This is a genomic window from Paraburkholderia aspalathi (genome assembly GCF_900116445.1).
Taxonomy (GTDB): Bacteria; Pseudomonadota; Gammaproteobacteria; order Burkholderiales; family Burkholderiaceae; genus Paraburkholderia; species Paraburkholderia aspalathi.
Map to the genome: position 1 here is coordinate 254,303 of NZ_FPBH01000002.1, position 16,181 is coordinate 270,483.

18 protein-coding genes are annotated in these 16,181 nt (G+C 61.5%); 12 read left to right on the forward strand and 6 right to left on the reverse strand.

Annotation, left to right across the window (positions count from 1 at the left end; translation table 11 throughout):
- The first annotated feature begins 88 nt into the window (after window positions 1-88).
- From BM438_RS03765 to BM438_RS03780, 4 genes are all read left to right on the forward strand, one after another.
- Window positions 89-337 (forward strand): hypothetical protein, encoded by a 249-nt coding sequence (locus tag BM438_RS03765; RefSeq protein WP_143131641.1) that lies wholly within the window; start codon window positions 89-91, stop codon window positions 335-337.
- Between the two features lie 815 nt (window positions 338-1,152).
- Window positions 1,153-2,697: a methyl-accepting chemotaxis protein gene (locus BM438_RS03770; RefSeq protein WP_093632982.1), complete on the forward strand. Its 1,545-nt coding sequence runs from the start codon at window positions 1,153-1,155 to the stop codon at window positions 2,695-2,697.
- A 356-nt stretch (window positions 2,698-3,053) separates the two neighbouring features.
- Entirely contained in the window at window positions 3,054-3,677 is a 624-nt protein-coding gene (locus tag BM438_RS03775; RefSeq protein WP_093632983.1) for a trimeric intracellular cation channel family protein, read from the forward strand.
- Window positions 3,678-3,797: 120 nt separating this feature from the next.
- Window positions 3,798-5,546, forward strand: a complete 1,749-nt coding sequence (locus tag BM438_RS03780) for a peptidoglycan D,D-transpeptidase FtsI family protein (protein WP_093632984.1) — start codon at window positions 3,798-3,800, stop codon at window positions 5,544-5,546.
- 54 nt (window positions 5,547-5,600) lie between these two features.
- On the opposite strand, the gene BM438_RS03785 is transcribed toward BM438_RS03780, so the two are convergent.
- On the reverse strand, window positions 5,601-6,716 hold the full coding sequence (locus tag BM438_RS03785; RefSeq protein WP_093632985.1) for a GGDEF domain-containing protein: 1,116 nt from the start codon (window positions 6,714-6,716) through the stop codon (window positions 5,601-5,603).
- 311 nt (window positions 6,717-7,027) lie between these two features.
- On the opposite strand from BM438_RS03785, the gene BM438_RS03790 reads away from it, so the two are divergent.
- Window positions 7,028-7,285 carry a DUF2866 domain-containing protein gene (locus BM438_RS03790; protein ID WP_093632986.1) on the forward strand — a complete coding sequence of 86 codons (258 nt, stop codon included), beginning with the start codon at window positions 7,028-7,030 and terminating at the stop codon, window positions 7,283-7,285.
- Window positions 7,286-7,307: 22 nt separating this feature from the next.
- Here the strand turns inward: BM438_RS03790 and BM438_RS03795 are convergent, their stop codons facing one another.
- Window positions 7,308-7,946, reverse strand: coding sequence for a glutathione binding-like protein (locus tag BM438_RS03795; RefSeq protein ID WP_093632987.1), 639 nt, complete (start codon window positions 7,944-7,946; stop codon window positions 7,308-7,310).
- 65 nt (window positions 7,947-8,011) lie between these two features.
- On the opposite strand from BM438_RS03795, the gene BM438_RS03800 reads away from it, so the two are divergent.
- The 3 genes from BM438_RS03800 (at window position 8,012) to BM438_RS03805 (ending at window position 9,403) form a co-directional block, all read left to right on the forward strand.
- The gene (locus tag BM438_RS03800) at window positions 8,012-8,692 is read left to right on the forward strand and encodes a TetR/AcrR family transcriptional regulator (protein WP_093632988.1); all 681 of its coding nucleotides are present in this window, start codon (window positions 8,012-8,014) and stop codon (window positions 8,690-8,692) included.
- A gap of 68 nt (window positions 8,693-8,760) precedes the next feature.
- The gene (locus BM438_RS45320; RefSeq protein WP_167378294.1) at window positions 8,761-8,919 is read left to right on the forward strand and encodes a hypothetical protein; all 159 of its coding nucleotides are present in this window, start codon (window positions 8,761-8,763) and stop codon (window positions 8,917-8,919) included.
- A 115-nt stretch (window positions 8,920-9,034) separates the two neighbouring features.
- Window positions 9,035-9,403 (forward strand): hypothetical protein, encoded by a 369-nt coding sequence (locus tag BM438_RS03805; protein ID WP_054043677.1) that lies wholly within the window; start codon window positions 9,035-9,037, stop codon window positions 9,401-9,403.
- 71 nt (window positions 9,404-9,474) lie between these two features.
- Here BM438_RS03805 and BM438_RS03810 read toward each other — a convergent pair whose 3' ends face one another.
- Window positions 9,475-10,101: a LysE family translocator gene (locus BM438_RS03810; RefSeq protein ID WP_093632989.1), complete on the reverse strand. Its 627-nt coding sequence runs from the start codon at window positions 10,099-10,101 to the stop codon at window positions 9,475-9,477.
- 165 nt (window positions 10,102-10,266) lie between these two features.
- Between BM438_RS03810 and BM438_RS03815 the strand changes: the two genes are divergently transcribed.
- Window positions 10,267-10,851: an IMPACT family protein gene (locus BM438_RS03815; protein ID WP_093632990.1), complete on the forward strand. Its 585-nt coding sequence runs from the start codon at window positions 10,267-10,269 to the stop codon at window positions 10,849-10,851.
- Window positions 10,852-11,094: 243 nt separating this feature from the next.
- A complete protein-coding gene (locus tag BM438_RS03820; protein ID WP_093633243.1) occupies window positions 11,095-11,634 on the forward strand; it encodes a hypothetical protein in 540 nt (179 codons plus the stop codon).
- Here the strand turns inward: BM438_RS03820 and BM438_RS45325 are convergent.
- Window positions 11,618-11,788 carry a hypothetical protein gene (locus BM438_RS45325; protein WP_167378295.1) on the reverse strand — a complete coding sequence of 57 codons (171 nt, stop codon included), beginning with the start codon at window positions 11,786-11,788 and terminating at the stop codon, window positions 11,618-11,620. The two genes, BM438_RS03820 and BM438_RS45325, sit on opposite strands and share 17 nt — an antisense overlap.
- On the opposite strand from BM438_RS45325, the gene BM438_RS03825 reads away from it, so the two are divergent.
- Together BM438_RS03825 and BM438_RS03830 are read left to right on the forward strand one after the other, a co-directional pair.
- Window positions 11,787-12,407 carry a LysE family translocator gene (locus tag BM438_RS03825; protein WP_093632991.1) on the forward strand — a complete coding sequence of 207 codons (621 nt, stop codon included), beginning with the start codon at window positions 11,787-11,789 and terminating at the stop codon, window positions 12,405-12,407. The genes BM438_RS45325 and BM438_RS03825 overlap by 2 nt on opposite strands.
- Before the next feature lie 266 nt (window positions 12,408-12,673).
- Entirely contained in the window at window positions 12,674-13,651 is a 978-nt protein-coding gene (locus BM438_RS03830; protein WP_093632992.1) for a 2-dehydropantoate 2-reductase, read from the forward strand.
- A gap of 87 nt (window positions 13,652-13,738) precedes the next feature.
- Here the strand turns inward: BM438_RS03830 and BM438_RS03835 are convergent, their stop codons facing one another.
- Both BM438_RS03835 and BM438_RS03840 read right to left on the reverse strand, forming a co-directional pair.
- Window positions 13,739-15,190: an aldehyde dehydrogenase family protein gene (locus BM438_RS03835; RefSeq protein WP_093632993.1), complete on the reverse strand. Its 1,452-nt coding sequence runs from the start codon at window positions 15,188-15,190 to the stop codon at window positions 13,739-13,741.
- Window positions 15,159-16,160, reverse strand: a complete 1,002-nt coding sequence (locus BM438_RS03840) for a LysR family transcriptional regulator (RefSeq protein WP_093632994.1) — start codon at window positions 16,158-16,160, stop codon at window positions 15,159-15,161. Before BM438_RS03840 ends, BM438_RS03835 begins: the two co-directional genes overlap by 32 nt.
- Window positions 16,161-16,181 lie beyond the last annotated feature (21 nt).

The window sequence follows — 16,181 nt, forward strand, 5'->3', positions numbered from 1 at the left end:
CTCTTTTGTTGCCCGGCTGGTACTGGAAAATGGCGACTATAGCTGAAATCGTTTTTATCCGGTGTTGAAGTGGTATTGGGGTTTTTTGATGTTGCTGTTAAGTGGGGAAATGTGTTGTTTTTTGCATTTCATGCAGCAGGATTTAGGTTTGGATTTTTTTGGCGTTATGTGGGGAAATGTGATTGGGCCCCTGCGGAGCAGGGGTTTGGGGTTGCTGTTTCGTTTTTCTTATTTGATTTTGGTGTTTTTGTATTTTCTTTGTTTATTCTGGCTCTGTATTAATTTTGGTATTGGTGGCGCTTTTGTCAGTTTTATTAGGGCTTTGGCCTTTCCTTGATCTGGCTTTGGTGCCTTTCCTTGAATTGTTAGTGGTCTATTAGCGTTGCCCCTGTGCGGGGCGGCACTTACTTTCTTTGCCGCCGCAAAGAAAGATAAGCAAAGAAAGCGGCTAGAAGCCCCTGCTAAGTGGGCACCGTGGTCTGCTGCGGGTAGTGGTGCGACTGGAATCCGTGCTCTCGCACATTCGGCGTTAGTGACAAAGGAGTCATCAGCTCCCACTCCGCACTGCGTGCGTCGCGGACGGGTCTGCGTGGGAAACCACGGGCTTCGGTTGTCGGCGTTAAACGTAGCGATTGGTTTTATGAACGGCTCTTCGGCGCGCGCAGCGCCGCCGGAAGTATGACGCCCTTGTCACAAGCTTATGCACGGGCACGAACACAGATTCCAGATGCACCACTACCCTGTGTGGGCTGCGGAACCCGCTTAGCAGGGGCTTCTAGCCGCTTTCTTTGCTTATCTTTCTTTGCGGCGGCAAAGAAAGTAAGTGCCGCCCCGCACAGGGGCAACGCTAATAGACCACTAACAATTCAAGGAAAGGCACCAAAGCCAGAACAAGGAAAGCCCAAAGCCCTAAGAATACGGCCAAAAAGCGCCGCGCAGGCAAAAACCCCAAAACCAAACCCATATAGTCAGACAAATAAAACAGCGGGTTTCCCCTCCCCTGCGGAGCAAACAAAACCAAGCCGTAAACACAGTCAGCAACAAGCCACTCGCTGCAAGCGAAAAAGCAAAGAGTGAAAAAGCGAAAGAGCAAACCCTGACCGACCACCTCGCGAAAGCGAAATCAAAAGCGAAAGCAAGAACCCCATTGCCATGACTCTGAACAAAAAACTAGCCTCAATGATCGCGGTCCTCTGGACCGGCCTGATCCTGATCGGCGGCTTCGGCGCATGGCAAAACCGTGCCTCGATGATCTCAGACCGCCGTGATCAACTGGTCGCGCTGATTGACCAGGCCAATCACATCGTCAACCGCTACTACTCCCTCGCCCAGCAGCACGCGATCACCGAAGACGAAGCCAAAAAGCAGGCGCTCGCAACGCTCGCCGCCATGCGCTACGGCAAAGACGGCTATATCTCCGTCAACAACTCGCAATCGGTCATGCTGATGCACCCGATCAAGCAGGAACTGGTCGGCAAGAACATGGCGCAATTCACCGATCCGGCCGGCAATCATCTGTTCGTCGATATCGTCACCGCAGGCAATCACGAAGGCGGCGGCTATGTCGACTATCTATGGTCCAAACCCGGCAGCGACAAACCCGTGGCGAAAACCAGCTTCTCGCGCCACTTCGAGCCGTGGGACTGGTATCTGGTCACCGGCATGTACATGGACGACGTGCAGCGCGCGTTCTACGCCAACCTGTTGCGCTGGCTCGTCATCACCCTGACGCTCGGCGCGATCGCCACGACCGTCATGCTGCTGGTGTTGCGCAGCATCCGCCGCACGCTCGGCGGCGATCTCGAAGTCGCGGTCGAAGCGACTCAACGGATGGCGGACGGCAATCTCGCCACGCGCGTGCCGCTGCAGGCAAACGACACCGGCGGCAGTCTCTTGCACGCGCTTCACACCATGCAGGCCGGTCTCGTCGATACGGTTTCGCGCGTGCGTCTCGGCACTGAAAACATCAATATCGGCGCAACCGAAATCGCCGCCGGCAACACGGATCTGTCGCAACGCACCGAGGAACAGGCTGCAGCGCTCGTCCAAACGGCGTCGAGCATGGATCAGATGACGGTCAACGTGAGGCAGAACGCGGACAGCGCGCTGCAAGCGGCGCAACTCGCCGGTCAGGCAGCGGATGTGGCCACGCGCGGCAGCCGCGTCGTCGACGACGTGGTCCGCACCATGGGCGAAATCACCACCAGCTCGCGGCAGATCGGCGACATCATCGGCGTGATCGACGGCATCGCGTTCCAGACCAACATCCTCGCGCTCAACGCAGCGGTCGAAGCGGCTCGCGCGGGCGAACAGGGCCGCGGCTTCGCGGTGGTCGCCGCAGAAGTGCGCAGCCTCGCACAACGCTCGGCTACGGCCGCGAAGGAAATCAAAGCGTTGATCGAAACGTCCACCCATACCGTCGAAGCCGGTGCGTCGCTGGTCGCCAACGCCGGTTCGACCATGGGCGAGATCGTGCAGTCGGTGCGCCGCGTGAACGAAATCCTCGAGGAAATCAGCAACGCGTCGCGCGAACAGAGCGCGGGCATCGAACAGGTCAATCGCGCAGTCGGCGAAATGGATCAGGTCACGCAGCAAAATGCCGCGCTCGTCGAAGAAGCCGCCGCCGCGGCCCATTCGCTGAAGGATCAGGTGGGCGTGTTGCGCGAGGCAATCTCGAGTTTCGCTCTGCCGGCCTGAGGCTGCCGGCTCTTTTAGGCAGCGGGATATAAGCAGAAGAGGGGCAGAAAAAAAGAAGGCGCTCGACAGGCAGAGAGCGCCTCTTTAACACGCCGCGTCGGAGTCGACGCACTAATCGAACGAGCCAGCCGCGCGGATTTTTAAGTCCACGCGGCTTTTTTGTGTTCAGCGAACGCTTACCGCGCCCGATTGCGCAACCAGGTTAAGCCGAATTTGGCATCGCCGAATTCGGCTTAAGGCATTTTCATCAGGACCCGCCGCTTCCGATAATGGCCGCTTTCCAACGCGCGCCTCGCGGCAAGCCCCCATGCGGGGCCCGCCCTCTCGCTAGCGCCGTCCCACCAAGGCTCGCCGTCATGCTGCTCCACCTCCTCTACCTAGTGGCGATCATCGCCGAAGCCATGTCCGGCGCATTGATGGGCATGCGCCGCGGCATGGACCGCTTCGGCCTGTGCCTCGTCGGCACCGTCACCGCACTCGGCGGCGGCACGGTGCGCGACGTGCTGCTCGGCCACTATCCCCTTGCATGGATCTCGCATCCAGATTACGTTCTGATTACAATCGGGGCAGCGTCGATTGCCGCGGCGAGCGCCAAATGGCTGCGCAACTGGCAACGGCTGTTCGTCACGGTCGACGCAATCGGCCTGATCGCGTTCACGGTTATCGGTTGCGACGTCGCCGCGACACTGGACGTGAGCCCGGCGATCGTCGTGCTGGCCGGCGCGATTACCGGCGTGTGCGGCGGCATGCTGCGCGATGTGCTGTGCAACCAGATGCCGCTCGTGTTGCGTGAGGAGTTGTACGCCAGCATCGCACTCGGCGCCGGGGCGCTGTATGTCGCACTACAAGCCTGCGACGTGGCGCCGGCGCCGGCCTCGATCGTGGTGCTGGCCGCTGGTTTCGCGGTACGCATGCTGGCCGTGCGGTTTCGCTGGCAACTTAAGGTATTCACCGCCGCCGATTCGGGCGGCGCAGGTTAATCCCGCTGCACGCCACGCGCGTGTGGCTTTCGCTCGAGGAGCACGCTCGACAGTCACGCGCAACAGGACATCGGCCTCGCCGGTTTCTCGCCCTCGCACTGCTGTTCGTTATCCGCACTCATGATCCAGAAGAAGAAATCGCAGTCGCACGATCCGTACGCGCCCGTCGCGAAGAACCAGTTGCTGGCCGCGCGCCTGCCGATGTGGCGTTCGAAACTTGTCGTCCTGCTGGTGTTCGGCGCGTTCGCGTCGCTGGCGGCGCGCGCGTTCTGGGTGCAGGTGGTCAATCAGGATTTCTACGTCGATCAGGGGCAAAAGCGCTATCAGCGCACGCTCGAACTCGACGCGACGCGCGGGCGAATCGTCGACCGCAATGGCTCGATGCTTGCCGTCAGTCTCGCGACGTACGAGATTTGGGCCTCGCCCAAGCTGCTCGACGAAGCCTCGTTCGCGCCGCTTTCGAAGCTGCTCGACCTGCCGCTGGCAGAACTGCGCCGGCGTCTGAATGGCGATAAAACCTTCGTGCTGCTCAAGCGCCAGGTGGACGCCGACACCGCCGATCATCTCAACAAACTGGGTCTCGCCGGCATCACGCAGATCGCGGATTCGAAGCGCTTTTATCCCGAAGGCGAATCGGCGGCGCACGTGGTCGGCTTTACAGATATCGAGGACAACGGCCAGGAAGGCGTCGAGCTCGCCGCCAACGAGCAACTGCTCGGCGTGCCGGGCCAGCGCGAAGTGATTCGCGACCGCCTGGGCCGCGTGGTGTCCGAGACCCGGCCGCTCGTGCCGGCGCAGAACGGCGACACCATCCACCTGACGATCGATCGGCGCATCCAGCAACTCGCTTACGCGCAACTGAAGGACGCCATCGCCAAACATCACGCCGAGGCCGGCAGCGTGGTCGTGCTCGATGCGCGCAATGGCGAAATTCTCGCGCTCGCTAACTATCCGAGCTTCGATCCGAACGACCGCGCGCGGCTCACCGGGCGGCAACTGCGCAATCGCGCGGTCGTCGACACTTTCGAGCCGGGTTCGACGATCAAACCAGTCGTCGTCGCGCTGTCGATCGACGAGGGCAAGGTGCGGCCGCAAAGCATCATCGATACCGCGCCGGGTTGGTACAAGATCGGCCCGGCGGTGATTCACGACACGTCGAATCACGGCGCGATGACCGTCGCCGAAGCCGTGCAGAAGTCGAGCAATATCGCGCTCGCCAAGCTCGCATTGAATCTGCCCGCTGAAACGATCTGGAACAAGTATCAGGAATACGGGCTTGGGTTGAGGCCCGAGCTGACCTTTCCGGGCGTCGCGTCGGGCAAGGTGCGCCCGTACAAACGCTGGCGTCCGATCGAACAGGCGACCATGGCGTATGGCTACGGGCTGTCCACTTCGCTACTGCAGATCGCGCAGGTCTATACCGCTTATGCCGGCGACGGCACCATGCATCCCGTGAGTCTGTTGCGGACGAACAAAAACGCGGACGGAACCTCGAGTGCAAGCAGCACGGCGCAGACCATGGATAAGGGCCATGCAGTCACCACGCCCGCCACCGCGCGCGCGATCCGGTCGATGCTTGAAATGGCCACCGGCGCTGGCGGCACAGGGCGCGCGGCAGTGGTGGAAGGCTACCGGATCGGCGGCAAAACCGGCACGGCGCGCAAACAGGTCGGCGCGACTTACGCGAAAAACCGTTACCGCGCGCTGTTTGTCGGCATGGCGCCGATGAGCGACCCACGGCTGATCGTCGCCGTGATGATCGACGACCCGGCCGGCAAAGCGTTTTATGGTGGTACGGTGGCCGGCCCGGTGTTCGGCGCGGTAACGGGGGGAGCGCTGCAATTGCTGGGGGTGCCGCCGGACGCGTGAGGATCCGCTGCGCCGTGAATCGCGGCGCGCCGTTCGTTACTCCAGCAGCGACAGTTAGCGTCGCGCGTTATCGCTGCCCGCTTTCGCCAACGCCTCGATGCGGTTGCGGCCATTGCGTTTAGCCTGGTACATCGCCCGATCGGCTTCTTCCATCATCGCGTGGCCGTGCACGGCCGCGTCGGCAGGCGCACCGGCGAGCGTGCGCGCCGCCACGCCGATCGACACGGTCAACGCGATGCGTTCGCCATGGTCGTCCTGCAAATCGAGTCTTTCGACAGCCAGCCGCACGCGCTCGGCGACCGTCAGCGCATCGGCCCGATCGCCTTGCAGCAGCGCGGTGAACTCTTCGCCGCCATAGCGTGCCACGGTGTCGCCCAGGCGCACCTGCTGCCGCACGCAGGCGGCCACGGCCGCCAGCGCGCGATCGCCGGTCTGATGGCCGTAGGTGTCGTTGATCCGCTTGAAGCTGTCGATATCGATGAAAAGACACGCGACCGGCACGCCATACCGGACGGCGCGCATGATTTCCTCGCGCAGCCGTTCATCGAAGTAGCGGCGATTGGCGAGGCCGGTCAGCGAATCGGTCATACCGAGTTGCTTGAGCCGCTCGCGGTGCGCGACATTGTCGAGACTCGCCGTGACGATGCTCGCAAAGCGCTCCAGAATATCCGTAGCCATGCCTCCGGCGAAACGCGCCGGGTCGTCGCTGCACAGGCATAGAAAGCCGCTCACGGTGTCACCGGCGGCAAGCGGCAGCATGATTGCGCTCGCCGGCGCGTCGGCGTCACCGAAGAATGCGCGGCGCGCCGTTTCATCCAGTTGACCAGGCTTGCCCAGCCATGGCCGTCCTTCGTCGCACAAGCCAAGGGCCGCGAGTCCGCCTTCGCGTGACGTTCTCAGATTGGGCTGGTCGAGTGCATCCAGAGCGCCCGGATCGAGCAGTTCGAGCAGCATCGGCGCGCGGTCGTCGAGCCACAACGTCACGCTCGCTAGCGAGAATTCCTTCGGCAGATGGCTGAACAGCGTGTCGAGAAACGACGCGAAATCCTGCGCGCCGATCAACCTCAACTCGACGTTCTGGAAACGGCGCAGCGTGCGCTCGTTGTGCTGCACGGTATCGACGAGCGAGCGCAGTCGGTCTGAAAGCGGCGTTTGAGCGAGATTCGTCACGTTATTGATGCGGGCCCGGAGGCGAAGCGGGGTCGGCGGCCCCAACCGCTGTAATAACGGCCAATTCCGCGAGGTCTTGAGGGTTCGATCACCGCGCACGCAAAAACAGCGGTTTAACAGGGCGATCACGCAGCGGGATCAAGCGCGGGAATTTTGAGCGTGATCTTAAGTTTGGCTTAATTCTTACCTGTAACTATGGCGTCCAACATCCCCTGTTGAGCCGCCAGAACATCGGCGGCGCTTTTTTTCTCAAGGGATGTCGCCGACGCGCCGATAGATGGACAGCATGCCTGCGAAGAAGGAGTCAAACGATGGTGGAAGACACGGTATTCGAGCATCTGCGCGCGATGCCCGGCAACGAATGGGTGCGCCAGATCCACTCGTGCAAGGTCTCGGACCCCTTGCAGCCCCCTTGGGGACGCTCGTACAGACTCGTCGAATGGACCATGAAGCACACCCCCGAATCGAGCCGCCGCGTGGTGCCCGCGGAAAGCACACCACTCGAAATCGCCCAGGCGGTCGTATCGCACATTCCGGGGCGCCGGTTCTGCCAGCACGGCGACGATTGATCCTGTTTCCGGCAACCTGCCCTCAGTTTTTCGCGCGCTTCGCCATTTCTTCCTCAAACAGGGCGAATTCTTCCCTTGCGGCCTTTGCCACACTTGGCCGCTGCATCAAGCGCTTGTAGTAAGCCGCCACCGCCGGCCATTGCGACAGATCGATGCCGCCATACGACGCCCAGTTCAGCACCGTGACCAGATACGCGTCGCCCACGCTGAACGCGTCGAGCAGATACTCGCTTTGCGCCAGATGATCCTGCAGAACACCTAGCCGCAATGCGGCCTTGTCGCGCGCATAGCGCTTCACGTCTTCGGGCGCGCGCGCATCCAGCAGCGGCACGAACACTGCCTTGTGCAACTCCGTACTGATAAAACCCAGCCATTGCTGCAAGCGCGCGCGCTGTGCCGTACCCGCAGCAGGCGCAAGCCGTGCGGCCGGAAAATGATCGGCTACATACGGCAGGATCGCCGTGTTTTCGGTCAACAGCCAGCCTTCATCCGTGCGCAGTACCGGCACCTGCCCGAGCGGACTGATCGGATAGAAGTCCGAGCCGTCCGACAACTGTTTCGACTTCGTGTCGACCTGAATGAACCCAGCCTGTGCCCCCGCCTCGTACAACGCGATTCGGGTGGCCAGTGAACAAGCGAGCGGCGAGAAGTACAGATCCATGGGAAATCCCCTGTCGTTGGTTTTTTTGTACTATATTGCATATAAATCACTTCCGCCATATTTATATGCCGACCAGTACAAAAAAAGAAGTTCGTCCGCGTGGCCGTCCGCGTGCCTATGATTCCGACCAGGCGCTCGCCGATGCAAGAGACGTGTTCTGGCGCAGCGGCTATGCGGGCACCTCGCTGGATCAATTGAGCACTGCGACCGGTATGAATCGCCCGAGTCTGTACGGTGCATTCGGCGACAAACATGCTTTGTATCTGTCCACGCTCGAACGTTATATCGAGGCCGGACGGCTCGCGATGGTTCATGCACTCAGCGAGGATCTGCCATTGCCGCAGGCTCTGCTGCGCGTTTATGACGGCGCGCTCGCGTGGTACTTGCCCGCCGACGGCGATCAACTCGGCTGCTTCATGATCGGCACCGCCACGGTCGAAGCGGTGGATGACGTCGAAGTCCGCACAGCGCTAGCCGAGGGACTGCGCACCTACGACAAGGCCTTCGAGAAACGCTTAAAGCTGGCGCAGGCCGCAGGCGAACTGCCTGCCGATGCGCAACCGCCTCTCCTCGCGAAGATCGCGTCGGCGATTTTGCACAGCCTCGCGCTGCGCGCTCGCGCCGGAGATTCGCGCGCGTCGCTGCGGGCAACGGCGGTTGCAGGGGTGGCGTTGATCTGCGGCAGTGCGGGCGCGTCACCTGCGCCGGCAACGGGCAAAACCACAGTAAAAGGACGTGGACGGTAAGCGGAAGGAGTTCGCTCGCGTTACTCGATTTCCGTTCAGGTCACAGGCGACCGAGGGTAGCAACTCCTTTGCAATGCTTGACAGTCACGGGGAATGTTTATGCCTATGATGGGTCGATTCACCCGACACGTCATGGTTTCGACATGAACTACCCGTACGACGTACTGACCGCCGCCTGTCTTTTCATCATCGTGATCTCCACCACCATCATGCTCGCGCTCACCTGAGCGAGCGTTGCAACGCCCCCTGCTATAGGGCGTGCTAGCAGGTCAACGCGCACCCCGCGGTTCCGTAAAAAGACGGGATATACTGTACATATATACAGTACTTTTCGTCTGAACAATGCGCCTTCCTCCATTCGAACCTCCCACGCTCGCCGAGCTGCGCGCCTGGTGGCGTACACGCGACGAACAGGCCATCCAGCGCCTCATCCTCGAGATTCAAAGGCAACGGCTCACGCTGCTGGAGTTGCGCAACCTGATCGACAGCGGCGTCCAGCAGGCGCGCGCCGCCGACCGCACGCTGGTCGAACGCGGCGAACCACTCATGACGTTACGCATACGGATCGCGCAGGAAGTGCTGCGCGTAGGTGATATCGACGATACCCGGCAGATGAGCCGCGCCGCACAGGAAAAGCTCGCCGTGCGCACCGAGGGCCAGATGGAATACGCGCGCGAAGGCCGCTTGAGGCGGCAACGCAGGAATATCTAGTTCGAGTGTCGCAAGGTGTTTCTGCGCGCCCGAAGGAAAAAACGGTGCGCGGCCGGATCAATGCTGCAGGATCAGCGCGTTTGCGTGGCGACGCGCAAGCCGAGCGAAATAAACAGCACGCCGATGATCTTGTTTTGCCAGCGGCTAAGCCATGTCAGGCGCTTGACGAGTTTGCCCAACGGACGAATCGTCAGCACGATCAGCGTTGTATAAAGCGCGCTCATGCCGACGAAGATCAGTCCGAGCGTCGTGAACTGCAGGAACGAAGAACCGTGCTCGGGGCGAACGAACTGCGGCAGAAACGCGAGGAAAAACAGCGCGGTCTTGGGGTTCAGCACTTCGGCAGGGATCGCCTGAAAGAAGGCCTTGGAGGCGGATACCGGCGCGACTGTCGGCAAATGCGCGCTCGCCTGCTTTTCGCGCAAGGCGCGAATGCCCAGATAGACGAGATAGGCGGCGCCGACGATTTTCACGGCATTGAAGGCGAGTGCCGACGTCATCAGCAACGCCGACAGGCCAATCGCGGCGCCCAGCGTGTGGATGAAATCGCCAGCGGCGACGCCGAGACCGGTGAGTATGCCGGCCTTGCGCCCACCATGCACCGTGCGGGTCAAAACCAGCAGCACGGCCGGACCGGGAATCAGAAAGAGCCCGAGTACAACGGCAACGAAGGTTCCTAGCGTAGAAAGATCAAGCATGTCGTCTCCTGTGTGGCGCGCTCACTTCAGCGGACAGGCGCGCGTTCAGCGGACGATTGTAGATCGTTCGGCGATTCCCCGCCGACGATCCGTTACCATTGCGGGCACAGGGCCGCATACGCTCCATATGCGGCCCGCATTTTTTCATCCACCGAAGTCTTTGCCTTGCCCACCTACACCTTGCCCGCGCCGCTCTCTGCGGAACTCGAGATTCGCAAGAGCCGTTTCATCGCGCACGCGATACCGGTCGCCGACCGCGACGCCGCGATGGCCGAGTTGCGGCGTCTGCGCGACGAGCATCCTGGCGCGACGCATGTCTGCTGGGCTCTGCTGGCAGGTGGCCAATCAGGGATGTCCGACGACGGCGAGCCATCTGGCACGGCAGGCCGGCCGATTCTCGAAGTGCTGCGGCATCACGATCTGGACGGCGTGCTGGCCGCCGTCGTGCGGTATTACGGCGGCGTAAAGCTGGGTGCCGGCGGGTTGGTGCGAGCGTATACCGACGCGATTGCTTCGGCTCTATTGGATGCGCCGCGGGTGGAGAGGATTGCCCAGGTTCCGCTGATCGTCGAAGTGAGCTATGCCGATGAAGCGAAGGTGCGCAGATGGATCGAGGCTGAAGGTTACGGGCTTGTGGACAGTGCCTACGGGATGCTGGTGAAGATCACGGTCCGCCTGCCCGTCAATGCGGTAGATGACGCCCGGCTAGCCCTGGTGGACATGACTCAGGGGAAAGCCGGGTTCTTTTGATCGCGTTGCCTTCGGCGCGGAGCTGCTTCAATCGTTCGAGAATTCCGGACCCCGATCCACTTTAGAAGATGCACAGGATCGGCTCGCTGTTACCATGCTGCTCTGTACCGGAATGACTCCACTTAAAAGGCAATTCCTCTGACCTCGACCGACGCTTTTTCCAGCACAGCGCCCGAGTCGCCGCAACAGAGTCAGTCTCTGCGGCCATCGCTCGATCCCATGCGTCCGGGCCTGAGATCCACCGTGCTCAAGGGTTGCGGCGTCGTCGCACTGCCGTTGATGCTGTCCGCATGCTCCTGGTCGTGGTTCGGCCTGAATTGCCCACCGCGCGCAACCGCGCATCCAACTGGCTGGCTGAGCGTCGCGCCCGCCGGCGATTTCGCCTACATGCCGGCTCGCAATGGCCAGGTTTCGCCAAACCGGATCGAGAATACGGCGATGACCGGCATTGTGCTAAAAAACGATATCAACGAGACCGTGCGCAACAGCATTGCCAGCAGCTTGCAGGTCGCGGGCTTTCATCTCACCGAAGACAGGAAGGTTCTGAGCGGCAGCATTGAGAAGTTCACGGTGGATGACGCGCGGTCGCCAGCGTTCTGGACGCTGAAAATGCGCTACATCGTGACCGATGCCACGACCCAGAAGGTTGTGTTCTCAACCACCAAGACGGTGCGGCAGAAGTCGCCCAAATTCACAAGTAATACCATCGCCATCGAAGACACGGTCAAGCTGAGTGTCGAAGCGTTGATCAGCGACCCAGGCTTCGTTAATTCGGTGAATTGAGCGGACGGACCGAATAGGCGCCGTCTGCCGATTCGCTACAATCGGGAAATATCGAGAGGAACGCAAAATCGCGCAGCATCGAAGCGCCGCTGGCGCCTGCCGTCTCGCGTGCCCGATTCTGCAACCCTGTGCCCTTCTCCGTGCGAGCCGTCATGTCTATCACCACCTGGCTGTTCTTCCTGCCCGCCTGCTTCGCGATCAACCTAGCGCCCGGTCCTAACAATCTTCTATCCATCAACGTTGCCGCGCGTCACGGCTTCATGACGGCTTTCGTCGGCGGCACCGGCCGGCTGGTCGCGTTCGCGTTGATGCTGGTGTTGGCCGCGACTGGCCTCGCCGTCGTGCTGCACGCGTCCGAGTGGTTCTTCCTCGCAATCAAACTGGCCGGCGCCGCGTATCTGATCTGGCTTGCCATCCAGTTGTGGCGCAGCGACGCGCCGGCCATCGATACGATTCAACAGGACGACGCATCGCTCTGGCGGATTGCGCGGCAGGAGTGTCTTGTGGCTGCGGGCAATCCGAAGGCGATTCTGGTTTTCACCGCATTTTTGCCGCAGTTCGTGGATATCGCCAAACCGATACTGCCGCAGTTCGCGGTGCTCGGCGCGAGCTTCCTGGTCCTCGAATGGGTGGCGATCGCGTTGTATTCGTGGGCCGGCATGCACCTTGGCAAGTGGCTGGTTCGCGCCAAGGTTCGCCGGTGGTTCAATCGCTGCTGCGGGGCGTTTCTGGCGGCAATCGGTGTGAGTTTTCTGCTGGTTCGGCGGACTTAAAACGCCTGAACTCGAAACCTGATATTCAGCTTTCCGAATCATCTGTTCAGCAGCGCCTCAGCTGTACGACGCCTGCTCGCACCGTTGAGAGCTGAATGGCAGTCGGCCTGATCGTGAAACCATAAACAATAGGTAATGGACGACCGCATAAACTTTAACTGTCAGTAATCGTCCTGCGCCTTTATGCTCGAAGAATGACCCGCCGCCGCAGCTGGACCATACGCGGCATCGGACAAGCGACTTCTCATAGTCATAGGGGCGGCATCATGAAGATCTGTATCTTCGGAGCAGGAGCGATTGGCGGTTTGATGGGCGTGCAACTGGCGCGTGCCGGCGCGGATGTGAGTTTCGTCGCGCGCGGGGCGCACCTTGCTGCAATGCGCGAACACGGCGCACGCCTGATCATGGACGGCGAGACGATCAGCACGCCGGTACGCTGCACGTCCGACCCGCGCGAACTCGGTGTGCAAGATTTCGTGATCATCACGCTGAAGGCGCACTCGCTGCCCGGCGTAGTCGACGCGATGCAACCGCTCCTCGGCAAGCACACGGCCATCGTTACCGGCGTCAACGGCATCCCCTATTGGTACTTCTATCAGCACGGCGGAAAATTCGCCCGCACGCGCCTCGCCAGCATCGACCCGGACGGCAGCCAATGGACCAAACTCGGACCGGAACGCGCAATTGGCTGCGTGCTCTATCCCGCCGCGGAAATCGTCGAGCCGGGCGTCATCAAGCATGTGTACGGCAAGAAATTCCCGATCGGCGAGCCGAGCGGCGAACGCACGCCGCGCATTCAGCAGTTGCACGAGATCATGCAGGCAGCAGGATTCGATGCGCCGATTCGCGACAATATCCGCGACGAAATCTGGCTCAAGCTGTGGGGCAACCTCTGCTTCAATCCGATCAGCGCATTGACCCACGCCACGCTCGATATCCTCACCAGCGACCCCGGCACGCGTGCGGTATCACGCACGATGATGCTGGAAGCCAAGCGCATTGCCGATCAGTTCGGCGTGCATTTCCGCGTGGATGTGGAGAAGCGCATCGATGGTGCGGGTGCGGTCGGCGCGCATAAGACCTCGACGCTGGTCGATCTGGAGAATCGCCGTCCGATGGAGATCGATCCGCTACTGACGGTGGTGCAGGAAATGGGCCGTCTCGTTGCCGAGCCCACGCCGACTATCGATGTCGTGCTTGCCCTCATCAAGCTGCGCGAACGGATGGCATTGCAGGGCGATTGAGATTGAGCGCCGGTTGGCGCTTCGACCGACGTCTCACAAGCTTCAGAAAAGGATCGAACGCCACGCGTTCGATCCTTTTTTACATCGTTATTGATCAATCGCCAGCCACACCGCCTTGGGCTCAGTGAAGTTTTCAATCGCCACGTCGCCGTGCTCACGGCCAAAGCCTGAATCGCCGGAACCACCCCAAGGCAAGCGCACATCGGTATAACCGTAGGTGTTGATCCACACGGTGCCCGCTCTCAGGTCACGCGCCACTCGATGCACGCGACCGATATCCGCACTCCATACGCCGGCTGCGAGGCTATACAACGTACCATTGGCGATACGGATCGCATCGGCTTCGTCGTTGAAGCGAATCACGCTCGCCACCGGCCCGAAGATCTCCTCCTGCGAAATGCGCATTTCATGTTCGACATTGGCGAACACCGTCGGCTCGACGAAGAAGCCGCGCTCGCCCACCCGCACGCCGCCGGTCACGAGCGATGCCCCCTCGGCGCGCCCCGTCTCGACATAGCCGAGCACGGTTTTCATCTGCGCCGCGGAAATAAGCGGCCCCATCGATGTTTCGCGCGCCGCCGGATCGCCGACCTTGATCGCCTTCGCACGCGCCGCGAGACGCTCGACCACTTCGTCGTAGACGTCGCGGTGAGCCAGAATGCGCGAGCCGGCCGAACACACCTGGCCGGTGTTGAAGAAAATCCCCGACGCCGCGGCTCGCACCGCATTGTCGAGATTCGCATCCGGGAAAATCAGGTTCGCCGACTTGCCGCCGAGTTCAAGCGTGACGCGCTTGAAGTTGCTGGCCGCGCCCTGCAGAATGCCACGCCCCACGGAAGGCGAGCCCGTGAAGGTCACCTTGTCGATGCCGGGATGCGCCACCAGCGCATCGCCGACCACCCGCCCCTTGCCGGTGACGATGTTCAGTACTCCCGGCGGCACACCCGCTTCGAGCGCGAGCTCACCGAGGCGCAACGCCGTCAGCGGCGTAATCTCCGCAGGCTTGACGATCAGCGTGCAACCGCACGCCAGCGCGGGCGCGATTTTCCACATGCCGATCATCAGCGGGAAATTCCACGGCACGATCGCGGCGACCACGCCGACCGGTTCGCGCAGCGTGTACGTCAAGGCATCGGGACGCACCGGCACCACCTGCCCATTGATCTTGTCGCACCAGCCTGCGTAGTATTCGAGCGTATCGATCGCCGCCGGAATATCCTGGCGCATTACCGCCGAGATGGGTTTGCCTGCGTCGAGGCTTTCGAGCGCCGCGAGTTCGTCCAGATTCGCGCGCATCAAGCCGGCGAGACGCATCAGTATGCGGCCACGCTCGGCTGCCCGTATGGCATTCCACACTTTCAACGCGGCGCGCGCCGCGTGCACCGCGGTGTCGACATCGGCCGCGCTGCCTTGTGCAACCAGCGCAATCGGCTCTTCGGTCGCCGGGTTGATGTCGACGGAATATTCGCCGGTGCCAGGCGGCAAACGCTTGCCGTCGATCAGCAAATCATGGCGCCTGAGGTCGGTTTCGGTTTCCATCATGAAGCTCCTTGCTTGGGATATTGCGTGGACTGACCGGCAGCGGATCGGCCGGCACCGCCCTGGCGGCAGGCGAAGCCGCACCGGCGAGCGCAGCAAACTGCGCCCAAGCCGCTGCGGCGTTGGGTCTGAGGGAGCGATTGCGGCGATGCACGAGCAGCGTCGTGAGATTTATCTCGGGAAGTAGCGGCCGGCTCACCAGTGCCGCGCCGGGCGCGGGCCAATGTCCATCGACGGGTAAAACGCCGACACCAAGATCCAATTCGACCATGCGCGACACTGCCGCAACATGGCCGAGCTCCTGCACAGGCCGTCGCTTCAGGCCGTGCGTGTTGAAGGCAAGATCAAGCGCGGCGCGCACACCCGCGTCGGCATTCAAGGTGACGAGCGCCCACTCGTGCAATGCATGCCATGCGACGCTGGCTTGCCGCGCCAGCGGATGCGCGGGCGGCATCACCACATGCAGCGGCGTTGTGAACACTACTTGCGCGTGCAACTGATCGTTGGCCAGAGGCTCCGCCACCGAGACCACGCCGAAGTCCACTTCCCCCTGCTCGACGCTCGCGAGCACGCTGCTTTGCGATTGATCTCTGAGGGATACGACGAGTTCGGGAAACGCTGACGCGCAACGCGCCAGCCCCTGCGCCACCCAGCTCGACGACAACACGGGATTGCTCGCCAGCACGACCACGCCCGTGTGTCCGTCGTAAGCGGCCCGCTCCTCGCGCAGCGTCAATTCGATTTCATCGAGCAGGCGGCCGATTCTGCGCTCGAGACTCGCGCCGGCATGAGTCAGTTCTACTTGCCGCGTGGTGCGGTCGAACAGCTTCAATTCAACGGCGTCTTCAAGTTCGCGCACACAACGGCTCACCGCCGACTGCGTCAGATCGAACTCGCGCGCCGCGCGCGTAAAACTCCGTTCACGCGCGACGGCGACAAATACCTTGAGTTGCTGCAACGAAACATTCATAACGTTACTGCCGGGTGTAGA